23 protein-coding genes are annotated in these 24,686 nt (G+C 67.9%); 8 read left to right on the top strand and 15 right to left on the bottom strand.

Annotation, left to right across the window (positions count from 1 at the left end):
- From BCEP18194_RS24365 to zigA, 4 genes are read right to left on the bottom strand one after another with little or no spacing between them, the layout of a single operon-like run.
- The gene (locus tag BCEP18194_RS24365) at positions 1 to 561 is read right to left on the bottom strand and encodes a carbonate dehydratase (RefSeq protein ID WP_011353933.1); all 561 of its coding nucleotides are present in this window, start codon (positions 559 to 561) and stop codon (positions 1 to 3) included.
- Positions 561 to 1,139: a 6-pyruvoyl trahydropterin synthase family protein gene (locus BCEP18194_RS24360; protein ID WP_011353932.1), complete on the bottom strand. Its 579-nt coding sequence runs from the start codon at positions 1,137 to 1,139 to the stop codon at positions 561 to 563. Before BCEP18194_RS24360 ends, BCEP18194_RS24365 begins: the two co-directional genes overlap by 1 nt.
- Positions 1,133 to 2,053: a GTP cyclohydrolase FolE2 gene (gene folE2, locus BCEP18194_RS24355; RefSeq protein WP_041493450.1), complete on the bottom strand. Its 921-nt coding sequence runs from the start codon at positions 2,051 to 2,053 to the stop codon at positions 1,133 to 1,135. The genes BCEP18194_RS24360 and folE2 overlap by 7 nt, the downstream gene beginning before the upstream one ends.
- A gap of 58 nt (positions 2,054 to 2,111) precedes the next feature.
- Positions 2,112 to 3,320 (bottom strand): zinc metallochaperone GTPase ZigA, encoded by a 1,209-nt coding sequence (gene zigA / locus BCEP18194_RS24350; RefSeq protein WP_208860722.1) that lies wholly within the window; start codon positions 3,318 to 3,320, stop codon positions 2,112 to 2,114.
- 213 nt (positions 3,321 to 3,533) lie between these two features.
- On the opposite strand from zigA, the gene BCEP18194_RS24345 reads away from it, so the two are divergent.
- A complete protein-coding gene (locus BCEP18194_RS24345) occupies positions 3,534 to 4,355 on the top strand; it encodes a hypothetical protein (RefSeq protein WP_011353929.1) in 822 nt (273 codons plus the stop codon).
- Between the two features lie 16 nt (positions 4,356 to 4,371).
- Here the strand turns inward: BCEP18194_RS24345 and BCEP18194_RS24340 are convergent, their stop codons facing one another.
- From BCEP18194_RS24340 to BCEP18194_RS24315, 6 genes are read right to left on the bottom strand one after another with little or no spacing between them, the layout of a single operon-like run.
- The gene (locus tag BCEP18194_RS24340) at positions 4,372 to 5,583 is read right to left on the bottom strand and encodes an acyl-CoA dehydrogenase family protein (protein WP_011353928.1); all 1,212 of its coding nucleotides are present in this window, start codon (positions 5,581 to 5,583) and stop codon (positions 4,372 to 4,374) included.
- Complete coding sequence (locus BCEP18194_RS24335) at positions 5,580 to 6,422, bottom strand: hypothetical protein (RefSeq protein ID WP_011353927.1); 843 nt, start codon at positions 6,420 to 6,422, stop codon at positions 5,580 to 5,582. Before BCEP18194_RS24335 ends, BCEP18194_RS24340 begins: the two co-directional genes overlap by 4 nt.
- Positions 6,423 to 6,476: 54 nt before the next feature.
- A complete protein-coding gene (locus BCEP18194_RS24330) occupies positions 6,477 to 7,133 on the bottom strand; it encodes a methionine ABC transporter permease (protein ID WP_011353926.1) in 657 nt (218 codons plus the stop codon).
- Entirely contained in the window at positions 7,126 to 8,322 is a 1,197-nt protein-coding gene (locus BCEP18194_RS24325) for a methionine ABC transporter ATP-binding protein (protein ID WP_011353925.1), read from the bottom strand. Before BCEP18194_RS24325 ends, BCEP18194_RS24330 begins: the two co-directional genes overlap by 8 nt.
- 18 nt (positions 8,323 to 8,340) lie before the next feature.
- On the bottom strand, positions 8,341 to 9,753 hold the full coding sequence (locus BCEP18194_RS24320) for an LLM class flavin-dependent oxidoreductase (RefSeq protein ID WP_011353924.1): 1,413 nt from the start codon (positions 9,751 to 9,753) through the stop codon (positions 8,341 to 8,343).
- A gap of 10 nt (positions 9,754 to 9,763) precedes the next feature.
- Positions 9,764 to 10,594 (bottom strand): MetQ/NlpA family ABC transporter substrate-binding protein, encoded by an 831-nt coding sequence (locus BCEP18194_RS24315; RefSeq protein ID WP_011353923.1) that lies wholly within the window; start codon positions 10,592 to 10,594, stop codon positions 9,764 to 9,766.
- Between the two features lie 422 nt (positions 10,595 to 11,016).
- Between BCEP18194_RS24315 and BCEP18194_RS24310 the strand changes: the two genes are divergently transcribed.
- The 5 genes from BCEP18194_RS24310 (at position 11,017) to BCEP18194_RS24290 (ending at position 17,217) form a co-directional block, all read left to right on the top strand.
- Complete coding sequence (locus BCEP18194_RS24310; RefSeq protein WP_011353922.1) at positions 11,017 to 12,381, top strand: 2-hydroxycarboxylate transporter family protein; 1,365 nt, start codon at positions 11,017 to 11,019, stop codon at positions 12,379 to 12,381.
- A gap of 127 nt (positions 12,382 to 12,508) precedes the next feature.
- Positions 12,509 to 14,392 carry a sensor histidine kinase gene (locus tag BCEP18194_RS24305; RefSeq protein WP_011353921.1) on the top strand — a complete coding sequence of 628 codons (1,884 nt, stop codon included), beginning with the start codon at positions 12,509 to 12,511 and terminating at the stop codon, positions 14,390 to 14,392.
- The gene (locus BCEP18194_RS24300) at positions 14,382 to 15,743 is read left to right on the top strand and encodes a sigma-54-dependent transcriptional regulator (RefSeq protein WP_011353920.1); all 1,362 of its coding nucleotides are present in this window, start codon (positions 14,382 to 14,384) and stop codon (positions 15,741 to 15,743) included. The genes BCEP18194_RS24305 and BCEP18194_RS24300 overlap by 11 nt, the downstream gene beginning before the upstream one ends.
- Before the next feature lie 22 nt (positions 15,744 to 15,765).
- Positions 15,766 to 16,095, top strand: coding sequence for a DUF3579 domain-containing protein (locus BCEP18194_RS24295; protein ID WP_041493449.1), 330 nt, complete (start codon positions 15,766 to 15,768; stop codon positions 16,093 to 16,095).
- A gap of 270 nt (positions 16,096 to 16,365) precedes the next feature.
- Entirely contained in the window at positions 16,366 to 17,217 is an 852-nt protein-coding gene (locus BCEP18194_RS24290; RefSeq protein ID WP_011353918.1) for an alpha/beta fold hydrolase, read from the top strand.
- Between the two features lie 80 nt (positions 17,218 to 17,297).
- On the opposite strand, the gene plcR is transcribed toward BCEP18194_RS24290, so the two are convergent.
- From plcR to BCEP18194_RS24275, 3 genes are all read right to left on the bottom strand, one after another.
- Positions 17,298 to 17,759, bottom strand: a complete 462-nt coding sequence (plcR, locus tag BCEP18194_RS24285) for a phospholipase C accessory protein PlcR (RefSeq protein WP_157687227.1) — start codon at positions 17,757 to 17,759, stop codon at positions 17,298 to 17,300.
- A 134-nt stretch (positions 17,760 to 17,893) separates the two neighbouring features.
- Entirely contained in the window at positions 17,894 to 20,047 is a 2,154-nt protein-coding gene (locus tag BCEP18194_RS24280) for a phosphocholine-specific phospholipase C (protein ID WP_011353916.1), read from the bottom strand.
- Between the two features lie 350 nt (positions 20,048 to 20,397).
- Positions 20,398 to 20,847 (bottom strand): PACE efflux transporter, encoded by a 450-nt coding sequence (locus BCEP18194_RS24275; protein WP_011353915.1) that lies wholly within the window; start codon positions 20,845 to 20,847, stop codon positions 20,398 to 20,400.
- Between the two features lie 99 nt (positions 20,848 to 20,946).
- On the opposite strand from BCEP18194_RS24275, the gene BCEP18194_RS24270 reads away from it, so the two are divergent.
- On the top strand, positions 20,947 to 21,837 hold the full coding sequence (locus tag BCEP18194_RS24270) for a LysR family transcriptional regulator (protein ID WP_011353914.1): 891 nt from the start codon (positions 20,947 to 20,949) through the stop codon (positions 21,835 to 21,837).
- Between the two features lie 65 nt (positions 21,838 to 21,902).
- Here BCEP18194_RS24270 and BCEP18194_RS24265 read toward each other — a convergent pair whose 3' ends face one another.
- The gene (locus BCEP18194_RS24265) at positions 21,903 to 22,334 is read right to left on the bottom strand and encodes a hypothetical protein (protein ID WP_011353913.1); all 432 of its coding nucleotides are present in this window, start codon (positions 22,332 to 22,334) and stop codon (positions 21,903 to 21,905) included.
- 125 nt (positions 22,335 to 22,459) lie between these two features.
- Between BCEP18194_RS24265 and BCEP18194_RS24260 the strand changes: the two genes are divergently transcribed.
- Positions 22,460 to 23,056, top strand: a complete 597-nt coding sequence (locus tag BCEP18194_RS24260) for a TetR/AcrR family transcriptional regulator (protein ID WP_011353912.1) — start codon at positions 22,460 to 22,462, stop codon at positions 23,054 to 23,056.
- 93 nt (positions 23,057 to 23,149) lie between these two features.
- On the opposite strand, the gene opcM is transcribed toward BCEP18194_RS24260, so the two are convergent.
- Positions 23,150 to 24,685: a multidrug efflux transporter outer membrane subunit OpcM gene (opcM, locus tag BCEP18194_RS24255; RefSeq protein ID WP_011353911.1), complete on the bottom strand. Its 1,536-nt coding sequence runs from the start codon at positions 24,683 to 24,685 to the stop codon at positions 23,150 to 23,152.
- Position 24,686: the final 1 nt, after the last annotated feature.

Genomic DNA, 24,686 nt, shown 5'->3' with positions numbered 1-24,686 from the left:
TCAGAACTCGTTCTGGATGTGCTTGTAGCCCAGCACCAGCGCATTGTTCGTGCGTACGACGTCCTCGGAGAAATCGCTCGCGTCGGCCGTCACCTGCGGCAATGCGGCGAGATCGGTTTCCGGCCCGATGCGCTCGGTCGAGCGCACGTAGAAACCCGGCGGCAGGTGGCAGCCGTCGACGACCGCGTTGTAGCGCACCACGCAGCCGTCGTCGATCGTGCAGTTGAACAGCACGCTGTTGAAGCCGACGAACACGCCGTTGCCGACCTTGCACGGCCCGTGGACGATCGCGCGATGCGCGATCGACGTGTGCTGGCCGATGGTGACGCTCGCGCCCGACTTCGAATGGATCACCACGCCGTCCTGGATGTTCGAGTGCGCGCCGATCACGATCGGCGCGATCCGGCCGCCGGCATCCGTTTCGTCGGCGCGGATCACCGCGTACGGGCCGATGAACACGTTCTCCTCGACGATCACGAGCCCGCACAGAATGGCGGTCGGATCGACGAAGGCGCTCGGGTGAATCTGCGGCAGGTCGCCGCGCGGGTTCTTTCTGATCATCAGGATTCCTGCCTTGAAATGGGGCGGCCGCGCTTGATCCGCTCGAACAGGCCTGGATCGCGCCACTGTCCGGCGATGGCCGGCGCGAACACGATGTCGTCCAGGTCGATGCGACCCATGCGCGGATTGAACGCATCGTCGCGAAAACACTGCGCGTAACCGGTCTCGGTTTCGTGAACGATGATCGAATGCAGCCGCACGTCGGCTTCGCCGTTCGCCATGCGCGTGCAGGAGAGCGCCGCATCGACGAGGCGGAAGAACACGCGCGAGAACTGCTCGGCGCTCGGCGACACGGGCAGCAGCACCCAGCGCTCGGAATGCCGGCGCATGCTCTCGACATAGCACGGGTCGTCATCCGACCACAGAGTCACTGCGTGGTCGAACGCGTCGATCAGGTCGCGCACGTCGCCCTTGAGCAGCCCGAAGTCGTAGATCATCTGCCCGTGATCCAGCGCGTGCGCTTCGAGCAGCAGCTCGACGCGGTACGAATGGCCGTGGATCGAATGCGAGCAGCGCCGCGTGCTGCAGCCGCGCACGATGTGCGCGTTCTCGAACCGGAACAGCTTGCGGATCAGCATGCGTCGGCGCCTTCGCGAACCGGCGCGGCCCAGGCCACCGCATCGTGCGGATGCAGGCTTTCCAGATGGCGGACGTGCACGCGCGGGTTCGCATGGTGGCCGTCCAGCGCGGCCTGGACCCGGCGCGCGGCATCCTCGACGAACATCAGGTTTCCGCCGTTCAGCACCGCGAACGCCTGTTCGTCCGCGCGCTTGACGGCCGTCTGCACCGGCGTGCCGAGTGCGTGCTCGATGCGATCGATCAGGTCGATCAGCCCCAGCGTCGCGCCATCGGCGGGCAGCGCCACGCTGACGACGGCTTCGCTGCGCTGGCTATGCGGCGTGGCCGCCGTCGCGTGCCGTTTCAGCCACGCGGCGACTGCCGCCGGCTCCACGCGATCGTCATGGCCGAACGCCGCCAGGAAAGCCTGCTCGACCCAGTGCCGCGACAGCGCGGCCGAGCACGGGCACGTCGACGAATAAACGACCGTCACCTGCGCGCGCAGTTCGAACCGGGCGCCGCTCAGCGTCGCGTCGATCCGGACCGGATAGGCCTTCCACCCGGCCAGCCCGTCGGTCACCAGCGCGGCGCGACGCGCCAGCAAGTCGAAGCGCAGCCGCAGCCGCGCGCTGCGCGTATCGCAGTCGCGATGGCTGTCGACCATCGCGTGCAGCACATGCTGCAGGCCGGCCGGCGACAGCGCCGTGCCGTCACCGAGCCCGTCGAGCAGCCGGTACAGCCGCGACATGTGGATACCCTTCACGTGCGGCGCAGGCAGATCGACCTGCACGTCGGCGCGCGCATGCACGTCACGCCGGCAGCCGGGCTCGGCCACCGCGACGGGCAGGTCGATGCCCTGCATGCCGACCCATTCGAGCGGGCGGCCGCCCGGCGCGGCATCGGTCAGGGAAATATCGGGAAGGGGTGCGTTCATGCTTGAAATCCGGTGGAGCGCCTTCTCCATCCGGATCGATGCAGGAAGCGCGTTCAGGTCAGGGCCAGTCGCGAAACGGGTTGTCCCACGTGGTCCAGTGTTCGGGGCCGGTGGCCATCTCGGCGTCGGTCAGCAGACACGCGTCGAAGCGCGCGCGCAGCGCGGGCTCGTCCATGTCCATGCCGATCAGCACGAGTTCCTGCCGCGCGTCGCCGACGTGCTCGTCCCAGCGCGCGCGGATCTGCGCGACGGCTTCCGCGTCCTGCGGCCAGCGCTCGGGCGGCACGGCCGCCCACCAATGGCCGGCCGGCCCGTGCCGCGCGACCGCGCCGGCCTGCGACCACGAACCGGCGACGGTCGGGTGGGTGGCAAGCCAGAAGAACCCCTTCGAGCGGACGACGCCCGGCCATTCGCTTTCGACGAGATCGAAGAAGCGCTGCGGATGGAACGGCCGACGCGCGCGATAGACGAAGCTGCGGATGCCGTACTCGTCGGTCTCCGGCGTGTGCGTGCCGCGCATCTCCTGCAGCCAGCCCGGCGCGCGCGACGCTGCTTCGAAGTCGAACAGGCCTGTGTCGAGCACGCGCTCGAGCGGCACCTTGCCGAATTCGGCGATCTCGATCCGTGCGCGCGGGTTCAAGCCGCGCAGCAGCGCGACGAGCCGCTCGCGCGCGCTTGCGTCGATCAGGTCGATCTTGTTGATCACGATCACGTCGCAGAACTCGATCTGGTCGATCAGCAGATCGACGACCGTGCGCGCATCTTCCTCGCCCATCGATTCGCCGCGCGACTGCAGGCTGTCGCGCGACGCGTAGTCGCGCAGGAAATTGAACGCGTCGACCACCGTCACCATCGTGTCGAGCCGCGCGACTTCGCCGAGACTGCGGCCGTCCTCGCCTTCGAACGTGAACGTCTCGGCCACCGGCAGCGGCTCCGAGATGCCGGTCGATTCGATCACGAGCTGGTCGAAGCGCCCTTCGCGCGCGAGCCGGTCGACCTCGATCAGCAGATCCTCGCGCAGCGTGCAGCAGATGCAGCCGTTGCTCATCTCGACCAGCTTCTCGTCGGTACGTGACAGCCCCGCGCCGCCGTCGCGCACGAGCGCGGCGTCGATGTTGACCTCGGACATGTCGTTGACGATGACCGCGACGCGCCGGCCTTCGCGATTGTTCAGGATGTGGTTGAGCAGGGTCGTCTTGCCGGCGCCGAGGAAGCCGGACAGGACGGTCACGGGAAGCCGCGTGGACGGTGGGAGTGCGGTGCTCATCGGGCGATTCCGGTCGAGGACGTTGAGAAGAGAATGATATATTGTATCGCAACGATATAACATATCATTTCGGACGTCCAGCAGGCCGGCCACGCGGCGGCGCTTCACGATCCCGCCGGGGCACCGGTTCGACGTGGCGGCACCGCGCACGGCATGCCTAATGAAAGGTGTGGTTGATAAGCTCTCCGGCGAGACCGATGGCCCCCACACACCATGAAAACGAAAATACTTGCTGCGTTGTCACTGTGCGCCGCGCTGCCCGGCGTCGCACTCGCCCAATCGATCGCGCCCCCGGCGCTGAAGCCGGGCGACACCTGGACCTACATCAACACCGTCGAAATCGGCCCGAACGGCTGGCGCCAGACGCGCGACCAGATTTCCGTGCAGCGCACGACGTCCGAGCACATCTACGTCGAAACGCAGCAGAGCGGCACGACGCAGGCGCCGCGTGAGTTGATCGTCGATGCGGACTGGAGCCGTTCGCGCAGCGTCAACGGCACGGAAACCGTGGTGAATCGTCCGCTGGCGTTTCCGCTGACGGCCGGCAAGACGTGGACGGTCAAGTACAGCGAGTCGCACCCGAATGCGCAGCACGCGTCGGAGGCGTACGACACGCATTACAAGGTCGTCGGCCCCGACACCGTCACCGTGGCCGGCGGCAAGTTCGACGCGATCAAGATCGAGGCCGAAGGCACCTGGAAAGCGCAGCCCGCGCCGGGGCAATCGATCACGTCCGGCGTATCGCGCAACGCGGGCGGTTCGACGATCGTGATGCAGAGCCGCAACAACGGCACGGCCGAACAGACCGGCAAGACCTACAAGGCGTTCTGGTACGTGCCGGCCGTGGGCCGCTGGGTCAAGTCGGTCGAGGAGTACTACGACGCGAACGGGACGCGCAACGCGCGTTATTCGAACGAGCTGGTGTCGTTCAAGCGCGCCGGCGTGGACGGCGGCGCACCGCTGGCCAGCCAGCCTGCGCTCGCGCCCGCCCCGGTGGCCGTGCCGGCAGAAGCCCTGCCTACCGTCGATCAGTAACGGAGCGCGCGCTCACTTACGTATAGAGCGACGCCTGCGGCAACTCGCCCGTCAACGCAAACCGGCCCACGTCACGCAGCCGGTAGTCGAGCGGATCGTGCAGCGTATGCGTGCGCGCGTTCCGCCAGAAACGGTCGAGGCCGAGCGACGCGGCCGTCGCGCGTGCGCCGCAGGCGTCGAACAGCGCCTCGCCATTCTCGAGCGCCGCGCGCTGCGCAACGATCTTCGCCTCCGATACCGCGAGCGCCACCTCGGCGCGCTCGTCCGCCGTCAGCGCATCCTGCCGCGCCCACGCACGCTGCAACGCGGCGGCCGCGCGATCGGCCAGCGCCGCCGCGGCAATCGCCCGCACACGCATGTCGCCGAAGCGCTGCAGCGTGTACGGATCGTCGCTCGCCTGCGCGACCTCCGACTGAATCCACGGACGGCCATGCTTCAGCACGTAGTCACGCGCTTCCGCCAGCGCGCCTTCCGCGAGCCCGACGAACAGGTTGGTCAGCACGAGCTGCGACACGAGCGTGCGCAGCGTCGCGCGCGGGGTCGGCGGTGCCTCGGAACGATGCAGCACCTCGTCCGCCGCGAGCGCCACGCCGTCGAAGCGCACGCTGCCGCTGTCGGTCTGGCGCTGGCCGATCGGATCCCAGTCTTCGTTGACCGTGATCCCCGCGCGATCGGTCGGCACCACCCCGAACACCGTGCGGCCGGTGTCCGGATCGTGTGCGGACACCGTCATGCGCTGCGAGCCGCGCGTACCGGAACAGAAGCCCTTCAGGCCATCGAGCCGGTAACCGCCGTCAGGCGTCGCCGTGGCCACGAGCCGCGTGTCGAGCGGATTGACCGCATTGCCCCACCACCAGTGCTGCTCGACCGTACCGCGCAGATAGCGTTCGCGCTGCGCGGCGTTGCCCCACACGTCGACGCTCACCACCTGCAGGCACTGGAACCCGACGAGATGCGCGAGCGCGCTGTCGACGCGCGCGACCTGCCGGATCGCGTCATAGATCTCGGGCCATGCGGCTGCCTGCCCGCCGAACGCACGCGGCACCGCGAGCGTCAGCAGGCCCGCATCGGCGAGCCACTGCTTTTCCTGCGCCGCATGACCGCCTGTGCGGTCGCGCGCGGCGGCAGTGGCGCGCAACGCGTCGATCGCCCGGGCCAACGCGGCGCCGTCGAAGGCGGGTGCATCAGTATCCGGCGCGAAGGTCGCCGGGCCACGTGGATCGTTCATGCGACGGCTTCCTGCGCAACCGTTTCACCCGACAGCGGCACGAGCGCGTCGAGCGTGCGGCTGGTCAGCCGCGACAGGATCTCGCGCCGCCAGTCGTCGTAGATCGCGCGGTATTCGGCGATATCCGCACCGAACACGTGCGCGGTGTGCGCGTACTCGTCGTGCAGATAGTCGTCGAGCCGCGCCTGCGTTTCCTCGTCGGCCGCGATCACGCGATCGATCAGCGCGTCACGCTCCGCCGCCGGCAGCGCCTTCAACGTGTCGAACCACCATTGGACGATCTGCACGCGATGCCACTCCTCGTCCGGCCGGATCCGGTTCTCGCCATGCTCGCGCATCGCGGAATCGCCGATGCGGCCGGTCTTGCGCTGGATCCACAGCTTCGCGAGGATGTGCAGCTCGTAATGCCATTCGAACGCGAGGAAGCCCGCGACGTCGCGCACCGCGATGTCGCCGATGCGCGCCCAGTGCGCGGCGACGAGCCGGTCGACTTCCGGCAGCGGATCACGGCCCGTCAGTTCGGTCACGCGTTCGCGGCCGATCACCGCGTGCGCGCCATCGTCGCCGAGCTGGCGCGACAGGATCAGCTGGAAATGCGGATCGTCGCAGAACAACGTGTCGATCGCCTTCGCGACGACCTGCACGATGAACAGGTCGTGCGATGCCATCTTCGTGTAGTAATCGGCGACGGCGGCCCGCTCGTCGTCATTGCGCGGCTCGCGCGGCGGCGTGGCGAGCTTCGCCGGGAAGTCCGGACGATGGCGTCGCGCCACGTCGAGAAACAGCGCTTCCTCGAATTGTCCGTTCCATTCGCGCGGCGCGCCGATGGGCAAGGTCATAGGGTTCGTTCTCTCAGGATCATGAATGAAGCGAGCGGACGCTCGTGGCGTCGCTCAGGTACGCCGGGTCACGCGTCGGACCAGGCGGTCGCCCGTGATTTGCACGGCCGAGACGAGCGCGATCAGGATCACGATCACGGTCGCCATGACGGTAGTGTCGAAACGCTGGTAGCCGTAGCGGATCGCGAGATCGCCGAGCCCACCCGCGCCGACGGCGCCCGCCATCGCGGTCGAACCGATCAGCGCGACGACGGTAATGGTGAAGCCGCCGAGCATGCCCGGCAGCGCTTCGGGCAGCAGCACATGCCAGACGATATGGCGGCGCTTCGCGCCCATCGCGAGCGCGGCCTCGATCAGCCCGCGATCGACTTCGCGCAGGCTCACCTCGGCGATCCGCGCGAAGAACGGGATCGCGGCGATCGACAGCGGCACCACGGCCGCCCAGACGCCGATCGTCGTGCCGATCAGCACGCGCGTGAACGGCAGCAGCGCGACGAGCAGGATGATGAACGGCGTCGAGCGGAACACGTTGACGAGCGCACCGAGCACCGCGTTCACGCCACGCCGCTCGTAGATGCCGCCGGGCGCGGTCGTCACGAGGATCACCGCGAGCGGGATGCCGATCAGCGCCGCGATCGCGGCCGACGCGGCGACCATCGACAACGTGTCGCGGATCGCGTCGAGCAGTTCGGGCCACCAGAGGTCAAACATAGCCGAGCACCTCCGCGTGATTCGCGTGGCGGCGCGCACGTTCGAGCAGCGCCGCCACCGCACCGCCACGAGCCGTCGATTGGCCAGCATCTTCCGCGCGCAGTGCAGCCGCGATCACGAGCCGCCCCTGTGCATGCCCCTGGATGCGCTCGATCCCGCCGTGCAGGAAACGCACCGAGCCGCCCAGCGCCGCTGCGAGCGCACCGACATCCGGCTCGCCGCCGCTCTCGCCCGTATAACGGACGTCGAGCACGACCTGCGCGCCGTCGGGCAACGCCGCCTGCTCGGGCAATGGCTGCACGCGCGCGGCCAGTTCGGCCGGCAGGTCGTGCACGAGCGTGCTGAGCAGCGCGCGCGTCGCGCCGTGGCGCGGATCGCCGAACACGCGCCACACGGGGCCCGTTTCGACGACTTCGCCCTGCTCGATCACCGCGACCGTGTCGCACACCGCGCGGATCACTTCCATCTCGTGCGTGATCAGCACGATCGTCAGCCCGAGGCGGCGGTTGATGTCGGCGAGCAGCGCGAGGATCGACTGCGTCGTCTCGGGATCGAGCGCCGATGTCGCCTCGTCGCACAGCAGCACTTCCGGATCGTGCACGAGCGCGCGGGCAATGCCGACGCGCTGCTTCTGTCCGCCCGACAGGCTCGCCGGATACGCGTCGCGTTTCGCGGCGAGCCCGACGAGCTCGAGCAGCGCCTCGACCTTGCGCACGCGCTCGGCCTTCGGCACGCCGGCGATCTTCAGCGGCAGCGCGACGTTCTCGAACACCGTCTTCGCGGACAGCAGGTTGAAATGCTGGAACACCATGCCGGTGCGACGTCGCAGCGCGACAAGCCCGTCCTCGTCGAGCGCGCCGACGTCGACGCCCTGCACGCGCACGCGGCCCGAGCTCGGCCGTTCGAGGCCATTCACGAGCCGCAGCAACGTCGACTTCCCGGCGCCGCTGCGGCCGATGATCCCGAAGACCTCGCCGCGCCGCACGTCGAGCGTTACGTCGCGCAGCGCGGCGGCCTGGCCGCGCGGCGTCGCGAACACCTTGCCGACCTGCTCCAGCGACACGGCGGCGGCGCCGGCCGGCCCGGCCGGTTCGGTCGACGTGGCCGCTGCGTCATGCGTTGCGGCAGCGGCGCCGGTGCGTGCGGCCGACGTATCGATGAAACCCAGCGTATCGAACAATTGCGTCATCGCTTCGCTCCGTTGCGTTCACGCATGCGCGGGATGCGCGGGTTCGGCCACGGCAGCCGGCCGATGCTGCGCGCCGGTATGCCATGCAGGCAGGCGCGGCCCCACGCCGAACAGCTTCTCGCGCAGCGTCGGCGCGGGATCGTAGTCTTCCTTGTAGACGCCGCGGTTCTGCAACTCGGGCACGACCCAGTCGACGAAATCCTCGAACGACTCGGGCATCACGGTGCGCGTCAGGTTGAAGCCGTCGATGCCGGTCTCGTCGATCCACGACTGCAGTTCGTCCGCGACCTGCGACGGCGAGCCGACGATCGGCGCATAACGGCCGCCGAGCGACATCTGTTCGAGCATCCGCCGCACGGTCCACGTGCCGGTCGTGCTCTTGCGCGAGATCGCGTCGACGGCCGACTGGATCGAGTCGGTCTTCACATACGAGATCGGCTCGTCGAGGCCGTACTTCGCGAAGTCGATGCCGGTCGAGCTCGCGAAATGCGCGAGGCCGGCTTCGGCGCTCGCGTAGCGCCGGTATTCGTCGAACTTCTCGCGCGCGAGCCGTTCGGTCTCGGCCGTCACGACGCTCACGCCCGCAAAGATCCGGATCGATGCCGGATCGCGCCCCTGCCGTGCGGCGGCCGCGCGGATGTCGAGTGCGGCCGCGCGCGCGGCGGCCTTGCTTTGCCCGTTCACGAACACGCATTCCGCGTGACGGCCGGCGAACTCGACGCCGCGCGCGGATGAACCGGCCTGGTACAGCACCGGCGTGCGCTGCAGCGATGGCTCGCTCAGGTGAATCGCGTCGAGCGAATAGAACGGCCCGTCGTGCTTCACTCGCCGCACCTTGCCCGGCTGCGCGAACACGCGCGCCTGCGCGTCGCGGATCACCGCGTCGTCGTCCCAGCTCTGTTCCCACAGCTTGTAGACGACGTCCATGTAGTCGTCCGCGCGCTCGTAGCGGTCGTCGTGGCCGATCTGCTGCGCGAGGCCCATCCCGCGCGCGGCGCTGTCGAGATAGCCGGTGACGATGTTCCAGCCCACGCGCCCCTTCGTCAGGTGATCGAGCGTCGACATGCGGCGCGCGAACAGGTAAGGCGGCTCGTAGGTCAGGTTCGCGGTCACGCCGAAGCCGAGATGCCGCGTGACCTGCGCCATCGCGGGCACCAGCAGCAGCGGATCGTTGACGGGCACCTGCACCGATTCGCGCAGCGCGGCATCGGGGCCGCCGCCGAACACGTCGTACACGCCGACGATGTCCGCGAGGAAGATCCCGTCGAACTTGCCGCGTTCGAGCGTCTTCGCGAGGTCGGCCCAGTAGTCGAGATCGGTGTAATGCGCGGAGCGGTCGCGCGGATGCGTCCACAGCCCGTGGTTGATGTGACCGACGCAGTTCATGTTGAACGCGTTGAGCAGGATCTTCTTGCGGTTCGCCGTCGTCATGCCGCCTCCGTCACCACGCGATCGCGTACAGCGAGCCGAACGCGTTGTCGAGCGCCTTGCGCACCGCCGGCGACTGCTGGTAGATCGCGATGAACTTGCGGATGCGCGGATCGTTCACGCTGTCCGGCCGCACGACCCACTGGATCGCGAAGATCTTGTTCTCGGTGCCGTCGAACAGCAGCGCGCTGTTCGGGTCGGTCGTGCCGGCGAGCTTGATGAAGCTCGGGTAGCCCTGCGCGAGATCGACGTCGTCGAGCGAACGCGCAAGCTGCGACGCTTCGAGCGGAATGATCTTCAGGTGCTTCGGATTCGACACGATGTCGTGCGTCGTTGCGCGGTAGTCGGCGCCCGGTTTCAGCGTGATGAGCCCCGCGCGCTGCAGCAGCAACAGCCCGCGCCCGCCGTTCACCGGATCGTTCGCGATCGCGACCTTCGCGCCGTCCTTCAGCTCGCTGAAGCTTTTCACCTTCTTCGAATAGAGGCCGATCTTCATGATCGTGCCGGGCGCGATCGACACGAAGTTGTAGCCGCCCTGCTTGTTCGCGTTCTCGAGGAACGGGATGTGCTGGAAGTAGTTGACGTCGATGTCCTTGTTCGCGAGCGCCGCGTTCGGCGTATTCCAGTCGGTGAATTCGACGATCTTCACGTCGAGCCCCTGCGCCTTCGCCTCCTTCGCGGCAACCTTCAGCGCCTCGATCTGCGGGCTGGTCGAGATGCCGACCTTCAGCGGCGCGGTGTCGGCGTGCGCGCCATTGAGCAGCGCGACGCCAAACAGCGCGGCGGCCAGCAGGCGCGCGACGCGGCCGGCGGAAAAGCGGGCGGAAAAAACGGCATGCAGCATGGAAACCACTCTCCTGTCCAAAGACGGTATCGATGGATGAGCGACGCCGCGGCGAACGCGCGGGCGCTCTCCGGACAGGGGTCAAACGCATCGGAAAAGGATCAGCCGATGATAGAGAGCGGCGCGGGGACGGTCTACGAAGCGATTGTGCGAAGAAAATCGCGCGCGGCGATATGGCCGGCGGGCGCGCAGGATCGGGTGCCCGGCCGGCCGCCAGGCCGAAATCTCGGCCTGGGCGCCGGGCGAATTCCGAAATCTCGGCCAACCGGCCGGCCCAGCCTTTCAGCAGACGAAACAAACCCCTTATAAATCAATGCATTAAAAATATTCCGGCAGGCCGGATTTCTGGCACGGGGGTTGCGTAATAGACGGCACACGATGCCGCGAAGCGATGCAGGCATTCCAACATCAGGAGACACGTCTTGCAGACCTCTATCCAATCCCCGTCCCATCCGGAGCCGGTTTCCGACGCCGTCGCCACCCCGCGCGAGCGCTTCTGGCCGGAAGGCTGGTGGAAACTGATGGAAATCCGCATCGGCATCATTCCGCTGCCCGTCTACTTCATCCTGCTCGCGCTGATCGTCGGCTTCTCGGTGACCGGCAAGGTGCCCGGCGAGATCTCGATGGCGATCGCGGTGCTCGCGTTCTTCGGCTTCACCTGCGCGGAACTGGGCAAGCGCCTGCCGCTGTTGCGCAACATCGGCGCGGCCGCGATCTTCGCGACCTTCGTGCCGTCGGCGCTCACGTACTACCACGTGCTGCCGAAACCGGTGCTGAACCTCACCGTCGAATTCACGAAGTCGACCAACTTCCTGTACCTGTTCATCGCGTCGATCATCGTCGGCAGCATCCTGAGCATGGATCGCCGCGTGCTGATCCAGGGCTTCGTGAAGATCTTCATCCCGCTCGCGGCCGGCTCGGTCGCGGCCGCGATCGTCGGCACGGCGGTCGGCACCGCGCTCGGCCTCGGCGCGCGTCACACGCTGCTCTATATCGTCGTGCCGATCATGGCGGGCGGCGTCGGCGAAGGTGCGATTCCGCTGTCGATCGGCTATTCGGAACTGATGCACCTGCCGCAAGGCGAGATGTTCGCGATGGTGCTGCCGCCGGTGATGCTCGGCAGCCTGACCGCGATCATCCTGTCGGGCGCGCTCGACATGCTCGGCAAGCGCTACCCGCACCTGACCGGCAACGGCCGCCTGCAGGTCGGCGAGTCGGGTGACATGACGCCGGAGAACGAGGAGATCCGCGGCCACGTCGACGTCACGCACATTGCGGGTGCCGGTATCACGGCGATCACGCTGTACCTGGTCGGCCTGATGGCGCACAAGCTGTTCGGCCTGCCCGCGCCGGTCGCGATGCTGTTCCTCGCGGTGCTCGTGAAGCTCGCGCGCGCCGTGTCGCCGCCGCTGCAGGAAGGCGCGTTCGTCGTCTACAAGTTCTTCTCGACCGCCGTCACGTACCCGCTGCTGTTCGCGATCGGTGTCGCGATGACGCCGTGGGACAAGCTGACCGCCGCGTTCACGGTCGTCAACGTCGTCACGATCGTGTCGACCGTCGCGACGCTGATGGGCACCGGTTTCGTGGTCGGCCGCCTGATGAAGATGTACCCTATCGACACCGCAATCGTGAACGCCTGCCACAGCGGGCAAGGCGGCACCGGCGACGTCGCGATCCTGACTGCCGCGAATCGGATGCAGCTGATGCCGTTCGCGCAGATCGCGACGCGGATCGGCGGCGCGATCGTCGTCACGGTCACGCTGATCCTGATCGCCCACTTCGGATGACGCGCCGCCGCGCGCACCGTCGCGCAGGCTGCTTCGCACGCGCCGCCGCCGGCCCAGCCGGCGCGCGGCGCGCGTCGTTCAGGGCGTCGTTTCGGGCGTCACGCCGGGCGGCCGGTTGCGGGCTTCGATGAGGGCGAACGTGCAAAAAGGCTTCAAGGGAATCCCGTGGTGGGGGTGGGCATCGGCCGGCGTGCTGTATGTGTGCGTCGCGGCCGCGGCCGTCGATTTCGCGTGGGAACGCGCGATCGACGCGCTCGAGGAAACCGGCGCGCACCGGCTCGACCTGTATGCGTCGAGCCTGAAAAGCGAACTCGGCCGCTTCGAGATCCTGCCCGGCCTGGTCGCGCGGCAGGACGGCGTGCGCACGATGCTGAAAGCCGCGCCGCACGACGCCCCCGCGCTCGTGCACACCGTCAACACCTACCTTGAAGCCGTGAACCGCGACGCGGGCAGCGGCGCGGTCGACGTGATCGACCTGCAGGGCGACGTGATCGCCGCCAGCAACTGGAACGAGACGCTCAGCTTCGTCGGCACCAACGTGTCGTACCGGCCGTACTTCAAGGACGCGCTCGCGCGCGGCAGCGGCCGCTTCTTCGGGATCGGCACCAACACCGGCGTGCCGGGCGTCTACTTCGCCAGCGCGGTGCGCGACGACGGCGTGCCGATCGGCGTGGCCGCCGTGAAGATCAGCGTCGACCCGCTCGAATCGGCGTGGCGCGCGCCGGGCGTCGCCGCGATGGTCGTCGACAGCAACGGCGTGGTCGTGATCTCGACCGAACCCGCCTGGAAATTCACCGCGCTGCGCCCGATCACCGCGCAGCAGCAGCACGACATCCAGGCGTCGAGGCAATACGCGGGCCGCACGGTCGACGCGCTGCCGTACCGCCACATCGGCGACCGCAGCGCGGCCGCGTGGTTCGGCACCTTCCCCGATACGCGCCACAGCGGCCGAACCACACGCTATCTCGTGATGTCGCGCCCCGCGCCGCAGGCCGGCGATTCGCTGATGGTGCTGCTCGACATCGCGGGCGCGCGACGCCAGCAGCAGACGGCCTTCGTGTTCGTCACCGGCGCATTCCTGATCGCCGCGCTGCTGGCCGGCTACGCGATCCAGCGCCGCCGGGCGATCGTCGCGCGGCTGAACGCGCAGGACGCGCTGCGGCGCGCGAACGACCAGCTCGAGCTGACCGTCGCGCAGCGCACGGCCGCGTTGACGGCCGCGAACGAGCGGATGCAGCGCGAGATCGTCGAGCGCGAGCGCACCGAGCAGCGGCTGCGCGCGTCGCAGCAGGAAGTCGTGCATGCGGGCAAGCTCGCGGTGCTCGGGCAGATGGCCGCCGGCCTCACGCACGAACTGAACCAGCCGCTCGTCGCGATCCGCACGCTGTGCGACAACGCGCGCACGTTCTTCGAACGCGGCCAGCCGGCACCGGCGCTCGCCAATCTCGAACGGATCGGCAAGCTCGTCGACAGCATGGCGGTGCTCACCGGCGAGCTGAAAACGTTCGCGCGCAAGCCCGATGTCGAGCGCGTCGCAGTCTCGCTGAACGAGGCCGTCGCGCATGCGCGGCTCATCTACGATGCGCGGATCCGCGACGAAGGCGTGCAGCTCGACGTGAACATCGCGCCGGGCACCGCCGTGTCGGCCGAATCGAGCCAGTTGCAGCAGGTGATCGTGAACCTGCTCGGCAACGCGCTCGACGCGGTGCACGATGCGCCCGTGCGCCGCATCGTCATCGAGGCCGCCGGGCCGGACGAAGCCGGCCGTGTGCGCTTCACCGTCGCCGACAGCGGCGCGGGCATCGCGCCCGAGGTACTGCCGCACCTGTTTGAGCCGTTCGTCACGACCAAGCCGCGCGGCCAGGGCCTCGGGCTCGGCCTCGCGATCACGTCGCGCATCGTCGAGGCGTTCGGCGCGAAGATCGCCGCGACGAACCGCGACGAAGGCGGCGCGCAGTTCAGTATCGAATTCGCGGCGGCCACGCTGCAAAGGACAGAGCATGGAAGATGAGATTCGGGTGCTGGTCGTCGAGGACGATGAAAACGTCCGGATCGGCGTCGAGCAGGCGGTGGAGCTTGCCGGCTTCGCGGTCGATGCGTTCGCGTCGGCCGCCGACGCGCTGCATCACGTCGCGCCCGGTGCGCCGGTCGTGATCGTGTCGGACGTGCGGATGCCGGGCATCGACGGGCTGCAGTTGCTCGACCGCGTGATGGCCATCGACGCGCAGATCCCGGTCGTGCTGATCAGCGGCCACGCCGATATCTCGACGGCCGTCGGCGCGATGCAGGTCGGCGCGTACGACTTCATCGAGAAGCCGTTTTCGTCGGACGTGATCGCGGGGCGCGTCGCGCGCGCGGTCGAGAAGCGCCGCCTGACGCTCGAGGTGCAGGGCCTGCGCGCGGCGCTGAACAACTGGCAGGGCATCGAGGCATTCGTACTCGGCAAGTCGCCCGCGATGGCCGACGTGCGCAAGAAGATCCTGCGCCTCGCCGATACGTCGGTGTCGGTGCTGATCACCGGCGAAACCGGCACCGGCAAGGAGCTGATCGCACGCAGCCTGCACGACTTCGGCGGCCGGCGCGACGCGCATTTCGTGGCGCTGAACTGCGGCGGTTTGCCGGAGCAGGTGTTCGAGAGCGAACTGTTCGGCCACGAAGCCGGCGCGTTCACCGGCGCGATCAAGAAGCGCATCGGCAAGATCGAATGGGCGGACGGCGGCACGCTGTTCCTCGACGAGATCGAGACGATGCCGATTCAGCTACAGATCAAGATGCTGCGCGTGCTGCAGGAGCGCGTGGTCGAGCGGCTCGGCGCGAACGAGCTGATTCCGGTCGATTGCCGCGTGGTCGCCGCATCGAAGGCCGATCTCGCCGAGCTCGCGGCCGATGGCCGCTTCCGCGCGGACTTGCTGTATCGCCTCAACGTCGCGCAGATCGAACTGCCGCCGCTGCGCGAGCGGCGCGAGGACGTGCCGCTGCTGTTCGAGCATTTCGTGCTCGCGGCCGCGCGGCGCTTCGGGCAGCCGGCGCCGGTCGTCACGGCTGCGCAGGTATCCGAACTGATGACGCACGCGTGGCCCGGCAACGTTCGCGAGCTGCAGAACGTGGCCGACCGCTTCGTGCTCGGGCTGACCGGCGACAGCCTGCTGTCGTCCGGCGGCACGCCGGTCGCGGGCGGCACGCTCGCGGAACAGCTCGCGTATTTCGAGCGGATGCTGATCGAGGACATGCTGCAGCGTCACAACGGCAACGTCGCGGACGCGAGCGAAGCGCTTGGCATGCCGAAGAAAACGCTCTATCACAAGCTGCGCAACCTGCGGATTCCCGCGCGCGGCGACGCGGCGGCCGATGGCGGCGAATGACGCGAACAAGGACACGCACAGCATGGATCGCATCGAAGTCACCGAACAGGGCCGCATCACCGGCCATCTGATCCGCGGCGTCACACGCGCGCAGAAAACCTTCCGCCCGAGCGACTGGCCCGAGCGCCTCGCGGGCGTCATCACGCTGTTCGTCGGCGAACGGCGGCCCGGCTATCCGTGCGCGCTGTCGCGGCTCGCGATGCCCGTCGTCGACGGCAACGTCAAATGCCTGTTCGTGTCGGACGAATTGCGCACCGTCTGCGCGGACGCATTCGATTTCGCGATGCAGTTCGCCGCCGACAACGACCTCCCCGTCGCGCTTCAAACTGCGCCCGTGCTGGCGGTGCGCTAAAACGCGGGCCGCTTTCGCGGCTCGCGGCCTTCCCTTTTCCCAGGTTGCGATGCGCTGGTGCGCAGGCCGTCGCACGCCCTTTTCAGGCGTGTCCGGCTTCTCGGCCAATCGTTAGACGATTGAAAGCATCGACACCCGCCCCCTCCCGACAAGGGTTTCCGGCCGAGCCATCAATAAAATTGATCGTCACGATGAAAATTATGCGTTTTCCTTGCAGGTCGCCGTGATGCATAGTTGCGTCGTGTTGACGCACCTTTGAGTCTTTCAGTCATGAACATGCGAATCGAGCCGTCTGTGCTCGCGAACCCCGACCTGCAATTTGCGACGCTTTCGTCGGGCATCAGCCTGCCGTATGTCGAGCGGGGCAGCGGAGCGCCGATGGTGTTCGTGCACGGCTCGCTGTGCGACTACCGCTACTGGGATCCGCAACTCGCGTCGCTGTCGGCCCACTACCGCTGCATCGCGCCGAGCCTCAGCCATTACTGGCCGGCCGTCGAAGCGGGCATCCAGGACGAGTTCAGCTGGCAGAACCACGTCGACGAGCTCGCCGAATTCATCGACGCGCTCGATCTCGGCCCCGTGCATCTGGTCGGCCACTCGCGCGGCGGCAGCGTCGCGTTCAACGTCGCACGCCAGCATCCGCACCTCGTCGAATCGCTGACGCTCGCCGATCCGGGCGGCCCGCTGCAACAGCCGGGCGTACGCGAAGCCGCGCTGCCGGCCACCGCGATCGCGCTGCGCACGAAGGCCGTGAACCTGATCGGGCAAGGCGACGTCGAATCGGGCCTCGAGATGTTCGTCGATTCCGTCAGCCTGCCGGGCGCATGGAAGAAGAGCACGTCGCGCTTCCGCACGATGGCGATCGACAACGCGAGCACGCTGCCGAAGCAACTGCGCGACCCGTTGCCCGCGTACTCACAGCACACGGCCGGCGACATCGCATGCCGCACGCTGTTGATCGACGGCCAGCGCAGCCCGAAGATGTTCCGCAACAACGTCGATACGCTGTCGCAGTGGATCGGCAACGCGCAACGGCAAACCGTCGCCGGCGCGTCGCACGGGATGAACGCAGCGAGCCCCGCCGTGTTCAACCGCTTCGTGCACGAGTTCGTCGCCGCGTAAGCGCTCCCGGGCGGCTTCCGCGCCGCCCGTTCTCCTCGCTGTTCAACGACGATGCGGATATGCACCGCATCGCCGCTTCATCAACCGCCGTGCGTCACCGGCGCGTCCGTCCCGTAGATCTGCCTGCGCAACTCCGCCAGCCGCGTATCGAGCGCCACGCGCTGCTGCTCGCGGTCCGGCACCGTGCGCACCACCTCGTCGATGATCTTGCGGCTCTGCGCGACATAGTCCGCATCCTGCCGCTCGCGCGCGGGCGAGGCCGGCCGCTCGCCCATCGCGAGATCGCGCAGGTGGTCGCGCAAGGCATCGCTCGCGGCCTGGCGTGCGCCGGCGTCCGGTTCCGCATCCTGCAGCAGCAGATCCGCGAGGCCCGACGCCTCGCGCGGATCGAGCTTGCCCGCATCGGCATCGGCACGCAGTTGCGCGAGCAACGAACGGGCACGCGCCTGGCGGTCGGCCGCGTTCAGCGCGTCGCGTTCGTGCGCATAGCCGTCGAGCTGCGCGCGGAAATTGACCGGCGACGCGGCCGCTGGATTCGTCATGGAAGATTCCTGACTGACTACGGTGGAAGAAGCGTGTGGCGTGCCGCCCGGACGGCCGCTCCACAGCACGACGGCCGATGCGACGGCGCCTGCCGCCAGCGCGACCGTGCTCCATACGATGACGGTTCGGTTCATCATGCGGTCCCTGTCACACGCGCGAAGAGCGGATCGGTCACGCTCGCCGCGCCGGTTTCGACATGGCCGGCCAGCGTGCGCAGATAGCCCGCATCCGCATCGATCGTCACGCTGAAGTCGTACCAGCCGCCGCTTGCCGACAGGTTCAGCACCGTGTCGACGGCCGCGCCTGCCGCGACCGTGCCCGAACGCGGCGCGGCGCCGTAGCCGTTATCCGTGAGCGTCGCGACGAGCGGCGTACGGCCCGCGTTGCGCATCCGCACGACGAGATTGCCGTCGGCGCGATAGGCAACCGTCACGTCGAACAGCGGCGCGCTCGACGCCGCACTGCCCTTGAAGCGGCGGAAGAAGCCGTTCGGCCCGTACGCCGCGAGGTCGTAGCGCCCCTGCGTGTCGCGCACCGGCCACCACTGGTCGCTCAGCACGCGGCCGCTCTGGATCGTGTAGAAGCGCGGGCCATTCTGCGCGATCGCGTCATGCACATGGAACACCGCGGCCGACGTGCCGGCCGCGTTGCCCGGCACGGCCTTGCCGTTGTTCGCGAAGCTCACGTTCAGCACGCCGGCGCGCGTGTCGAGCGCCGCTTCGACGAACAGTTCGTACGGCACCGCGCGCAGCTTGCGCTGCCCCGGTTCCTGCACCGGCAGCGGCGCATTCTCGGCCGGGTAGCTCGACGGATAGCTCGGCTTCGCGAGGTAGTACTGCACCCAGTACGCGTTGTCGAGCTGCGCCTTCGTCGCGGTCAGGTTGAGCAGCGCGGGCGGCACCGTGCGGTCCGCATCGCCCGCGAAGTCGAACGCCGAGGTGAGATCGCCGCACACCGCGCGGCGCCACGGCGTGATGTTCGATTCATACACGTCCGGATGATCGTCGCCGAAACGCTTCTCGATGAAGCGGATCACCGACGAGTGATCGAAGACTTCGGAACAGGTCCATCCACCCTTCGACCACGGCGAGATCGCGAGCAGCGGCACGCGCGTGCCGAGCCCGATCGGCAGCCCGGAGGCCTGCTCGATCTCGCCTTCGACGCTGACCGTCGACAGCCCCTTGCCGGCCTTCCACGGCGGCACGGGTGCGGTCACGTGGTCGAAGCGGCCGTCGCCTTCGTCGTAGCAGATCAGGAACACCGTCTTCGCCCACACGTCGGGATTCGACGTGAGCGCATCGAGAATGCGCGACACGAATTCCTCGCCGAACGACGGCCCCCACCACGGATGCTCGGACGACGAGAACGGCGGCACGATCCACGACACCTGCGGCAGCCGGTTCGCGAGCACGTCGTCGCGCAGCGACGCGATGCCGCGCGCGGTCAGCCCGCGCTGGTTGAGCGGCGAGCTCGACGACGCCGACTTGTACTGCGAAAACCACGCGAGCGCGTTGCAGTCGTAGTTGTTGGTGTTGTCGATCCAGTAGCGGCTCGACAGGAAATTCCATGCGACGTTGAACGAGCCGACACCGCCTTCCTGATAAACGCGCCAGTCGATGCCGGCCTGCTGCAGGCGTTCGGGGAAGGTTTTCCACGACACCGTGCCCGAGCGATCGCCCATCCAGTTCGACATCGCGACCTGGCTGCCGTCCGCGTTCGGCGACGAGCGCCCCGTCATCAGGTAAAGCCGGTTCGGATTGGTCGGCCCCATCATCGACTGGTGATACGCGTCGCAGATCGTGAATGCGCTCGCGAGCGGGTAGTAATACGGCAGGTCGGTGCGCTTGAAATAGCCCATCGCGTCCGGCCACTGCACGGCCATCCACTGGTCGTTGCGCCCTTCGTTCCACAGCTTGTGGAACGCATCCCACTCGTGGTTCTCGGGCATCATCCACTGCGCCCACGTCTTCGACGTGTCGAGATGCCAGGGCACGTAGTCGCGGCCCTTGTAGTTCTGATACCAGACGCTCTTGCCGTCGGGGCGCGCGACCACGCGCGGATCGTTGAAACCGCGCACGCCCGGGAACGTGCCGAAGTAATGGTCGAATGCGCGGTTTTCCTGCATCAGCACGACGATGTGCTCGACGTCCCGGATCGTGCCGGTCACGCGGGCCGGCTCGACGGCAAGTGCGCGGCGAATGCTTTCGGGCAGCGCCGCCGCGAGCGCGGCTGCGCCGGCCGCCTGCGCCGAGCGGGTCAGGAACGTACGGCGATCGATACGCGACATCGGCAATCCCTCCTCGTTTTTCTGGCCGGACGGGGATGGTCATGCAGCGGCGTGCGCCGCGTGCGGGCGATGCGCGGCCTCGGGGCCGCAAAGCGGTTCCGAACCAGGCGCGCGGCGCGTCGACGGCCCCCTCCTGCCCGCCGCGCGCGTCATCGATCTGTCGGATTCTAGAAAGGGAAATCGGACAGTTTTGTTAAGATCCGACAAATATCCAGACAATTACGACATTAGAAGTCCTCTACAATTTCTTCCGTCACATGCCGGACATCGACGACTGGTGGCGCACCAACGAAAAACGGCGAGCGCATGCGCGCCCGCCGTTGCTTGTCACCCCGCTTCGCCAGCGCGTGTTACCACACCGCCGGCTCAGGCTCCGCCTTGCGCGTGACCGAATCCGGCAGCCCGAACACGCTGTCGAACGCCCAGTTGTACGTGAACGTGAAGATCGGGAAGAACACGATCAGCACCGCGTCGTACAGGAACGCCTGCAGCAGCGACACGTCGAGCCACCACGCGATCAGCGGGATCAGGAACGTCACGAGTGCAATCTGGAAGCCGATCGCATGCAGCACGCGACGCCCCACCGTGCGCGTCGTCGCCGCGCTCTTGCGCTCCCACGCCTCGAACACGAGGTTGTACAGGAAATTGACGGTGACGCCCGTCGTCGAGATCATCACGCCCATCACGCCGCTCGTTGCCACGCTCGCGCCGCTCAGCATGCCGAGCACCGACGATGCGATGAGGATGCCGAGCACCTCGAACATCACGACGTAGACTATGCGTCTCTTCCACCCTTGCATGACCAGCCACCTCCTATCGAACAAGGTGGCGAGACTATCAGCGGGTAGCCCGCCCGCAAAAGTCAGGTCCTTTCAATTTTTCTGACAGGAAGCCCTCGCATGCTGACCAGCGACCACATCGACATGCTGCTGACCGTCATCGACAAAGGCTCGTTTTCCGCCGCCGCGCGGGCGCTCGGCCGCACGCCGTCGGCGATCAGCATGGCGATCGCGAACCTCGAGGCCGAACTCGACCTCGTGCTGTTCGACCGCGGCACGCGCGAACCGACGCCGACCGCCGCGATGGCCGCGCTGCTGCCCGACGCGCGCTCGATCGCCGAACGGCTGCACGCACTGCGCGCGCATGCGCAGCACCTGTCGGAAGGCGTCGAGGATACGTTGCGGCTCGGCCTCGCGGCCGAACTCGACGGCACGCCCGTCGCCCGCGCACTGACGGCGGTCGCCGCGAAATATCCGGCGCTCGCCGTCAGCCTCGTCACTGCGCCGCAGGACGTGATCATCGATGCATTGCATCGCGGCGCCATCGACCTCTGTGTCGCGTATGGCGGGCTCGACCTGCATCCTCAGGAGCAGATCCACGCGCTGTGGACCGAGATGCTCATCGCGGTCGCCGCGCCGAGCCATCCGGCGATCGCCGAATGCGCGCAACCGGAAGCGATCGAGCGGTTGTCCGGCTTTCGGCAAATCGTGATCGCCGATCCCGAGCGGCCGCTGACCGACGTGCGGCCGTTGATCGGCAATCGCACGTGGAAGGTGACCGACATGGCCACCGCGATCGCGCTCGTGAGAGCCGGACATGGCTGGGCGAACCTGCCCGCATCCGTGATCGGCCGATACGTCGCCGACGGCGAACTCGCGCCGCTCGTGTTCGCGAACATCCGCAACGGGCTGCCTTTGCCCGTGTACCTGCGGCGGCCGAAACACACGGGGCTCGGCAAGGCGGCCAGCGAACTGGTCCGCGCGCTGCGGGCTGCAGGCGACGAGAAATGACCGGCGTGGCGGCAAACGCCGCCACGTCGTCGGTCAACGCCGGGCGGCTTGACCGTTAGTTGCGATTAATGCGCTGCCGCCGCCGCACTCTGGATCGAATCGACGAGCGCCGCGTTGTCGAAACGTTTCCCGGCAATGCCCCATCCGCCGTCGACCGCATGAACCACATTCACCCACACCTGCGCAGGCGTCAGCCGCCCGCTGGCGCGGCGCAGCACGATCGCCGTCGCCCGTTCGACGAATTGCCGCTGCCGGTCGGGCGCGGCGAGCGCCACGGCAGGGAGCTTCAGCTCGACGAACGCGGCGGGCTCCGCCCGTCCGTGCACGAAGGTCCGGTTGCGCGGCAGCACGTTGAGCGTGCCCACCACGTTCGGTGCCAGGAACGCATTCCCGGTCAATCCCTCGACTTCCAGCAGCGCATCGGTCAACTCGGCAAACACCGGCCCCTCGTCGTCCGGCGTGAAAACCCCTTCGGATACTGTCAGCGTAATCGGCATCGCACTTTCTCCTGGTCAGGTCATCGGTTAGGTGACGTGATATAAATATCAGTCACTCTCTATACGATAGACACCGATCACTCTCTTTGCAAGATAAAGAGTGATCGCTCTGAAGCGAGCCTGTCATGCGTTATTCCGTCGAGCACAAGCACGAAACCCGCACGCGCATCCTCGATGCCGCGAGCCGACTGTTCCGCCAGGAGGGGTATGGCGGGTCCGGCATCGGTCCGCTGACGAAGGCGGCGGGCGTCACCAACGGCGCGTTCTACGGCCATTTCAAGACGAAGGGCGAAGCGTTCCGGCAAGTCGTCCTCGACGGCCTCGCCCAGCTCCGGCAAGGCGTCGCGACGTTCAAGGCCGAGCATGGCGCGCGCTGGCGGCGCCCGTTCGTGTCGTTCTACCTCGGCCCGCGACGCACCTGCGAACTCGGCGAAAGCTGTGCGCTGCCGAGCCTTTCCCCGGAAGTGATGCGCGCCGATGACGAGACGCGCGACGCGTACGAGCACGCATTACGGCAGATCGTCGACGAAGTGTCGGCCGGGATGGGCGACACTCCGGATGACGATCGCGCGATCGCGTTCCTCGCGCTGCTATCGGGCGGCGTCACGCTCGCGCGTGCGGTGCGCGATCCCGAGCTGGCGCAGCGCATCGCCGATGCGGTCGGCCGCTACGCGGTGGTGATCGCCGAACGCACGGACGTGAAGCCGGAGCAACAGGCGTAACTGCCCGCCAATAAAAAACCCCGATCCGCATCGTCACGGATCGGGGTTCTTCGATCGACTACCCGGCAAGTCGGCCCGTCGCGGGCCGGTGCATCAACGCGCCGCCACTTCCGCCTTGACGGACGCCGCATCGCCCACCGCCGTCGGCGCCGCCCCCCAACCGCCGCCCAACGCGCGGATCAGGTTCACGGTCGACACCGCCTGCGCGCCGGTCAACTGGTTCGCCTGCAGTTGCGACTGCAGCACCGAGCGCTCGCTGTCGATCACGTCGAGATACGCGACCTCGCCTTCCTGATACTGCGTGCGCGACAAGGTCGCCGCGCGCCGCGACGCGTTGACGGCCGCATCCTGTGCGCGGATCTGGTCGTCGAGCAGGCGCAGGTCGGCGAGATTGTCCTCGACCTCGCGGAACGCGACGAGCACCTGTTGCCGGTAGTTCGCAACCTGCTCGTCGTACTGCGCGCGTGCCTGCTGCACGCCGGCCGCACGACGCCCGCCGTCGAACAGCGGCAACGTCAGCGCGGTGCCGGCAAACGGCCCGAGCAGGAACGTGCGGCTCGACCACATGAACAGGCTGCCGAGCGTCGACGCTTCATAGCCAAACGCCCCCGTGATGTCGAGCTTCGGGAAGTACGCCGACTTCGCGAGCCCGATCCGCGCGTTCGCGGCCGCCATCGCACGCTCGGCCGCCGACACGTCCGGACGACGTTCGAGCAGCGCGGACGGCAGGCCCGGCGGCACCTTCACCGCGACCGGCACGATCGGCGTTTCCTTGAACGCGAAATCCGCGGGCGCCTTGCCGAGCAGGATCGCGAGCGCATGCTCGGATGCCGCGCGCCGGCGCGCGACGCCAACCGCATCGGCCTGCGCGGTCGCCAGCTCGTTCTTCGCGCGCGACACGTCGAGCTCGCTGATGTCGCCTTCGTTGAAGCGGCGCTGCACGAGCTTCAGTGCCTGCTCGCGCAACTCCACCGTGCGGCGGTACAGGTCCTGGTCGGAATCGAGCTGACGCAGTCCGAAGTAGTTCTGCGCGACGTCAGCCTGCAGCGCGAGCTGTACCGAACGGAACAGCGCTTCGCTCTGCGCCTGGTCGGCACGCGACGCCTCGACGTTGCGGCCGACGCGGCCGAACAGGTCGGCCTCGTACGACACCGTGCCCTGCGCGCGCCACAACGTCGCATTGGTCGGCCCCGTGCCCTGCGGCTGGAACTGCGATGCCGACGACAGCCCCTCGCGCGTCGGCCCGAAGCCGGCACCGATCTGCGGGAACCACTGCGAGCGCGCCGAACGCGTCGCCGCGCGCGCTTCCTCGACACGCGCGGCCGCGGCCTTCAGGTTCTGGTTCGCGGCGAGCGCCTGCGTCTCGAGCGAATCGAGCACCGGGTCGCCGAACGCCTTCCACCATTCGCCGCGATGCGCGCCGTCCGACGGCTCGGCCGTCTTCCACGTGCCGGCCTGTTCGCCGGCGGCGAGCGTCGGCGCTTCCTTGAACGCCGTCGGCGTCGACACATCCGGGCGCTTGTAGTCGGGGCCCACCGCGCACGCGGCGAGCAGCGTCGCGAGCAGGGTGCTCGCGGCCGCCACCTTTGCGAAGCGCATCAGGCCATTCGTGTTGTGCAAGTTATTCATC

It is taken from the genome of Burkholderia lata, assembly GCF_000012945.1.
Taxonomy (GTDB): Bacteria; Pseudomonadota; Gammaproteobacteria; order Burkholderiales; family Burkholderiaceae; genus Burkholderia; species Burkholderia lata.
The sequence above is the reverse complement of the archived record's forward strand: the minus strand, read 5'-3'. Positions and strand labels throughout refer to the sequence as shown.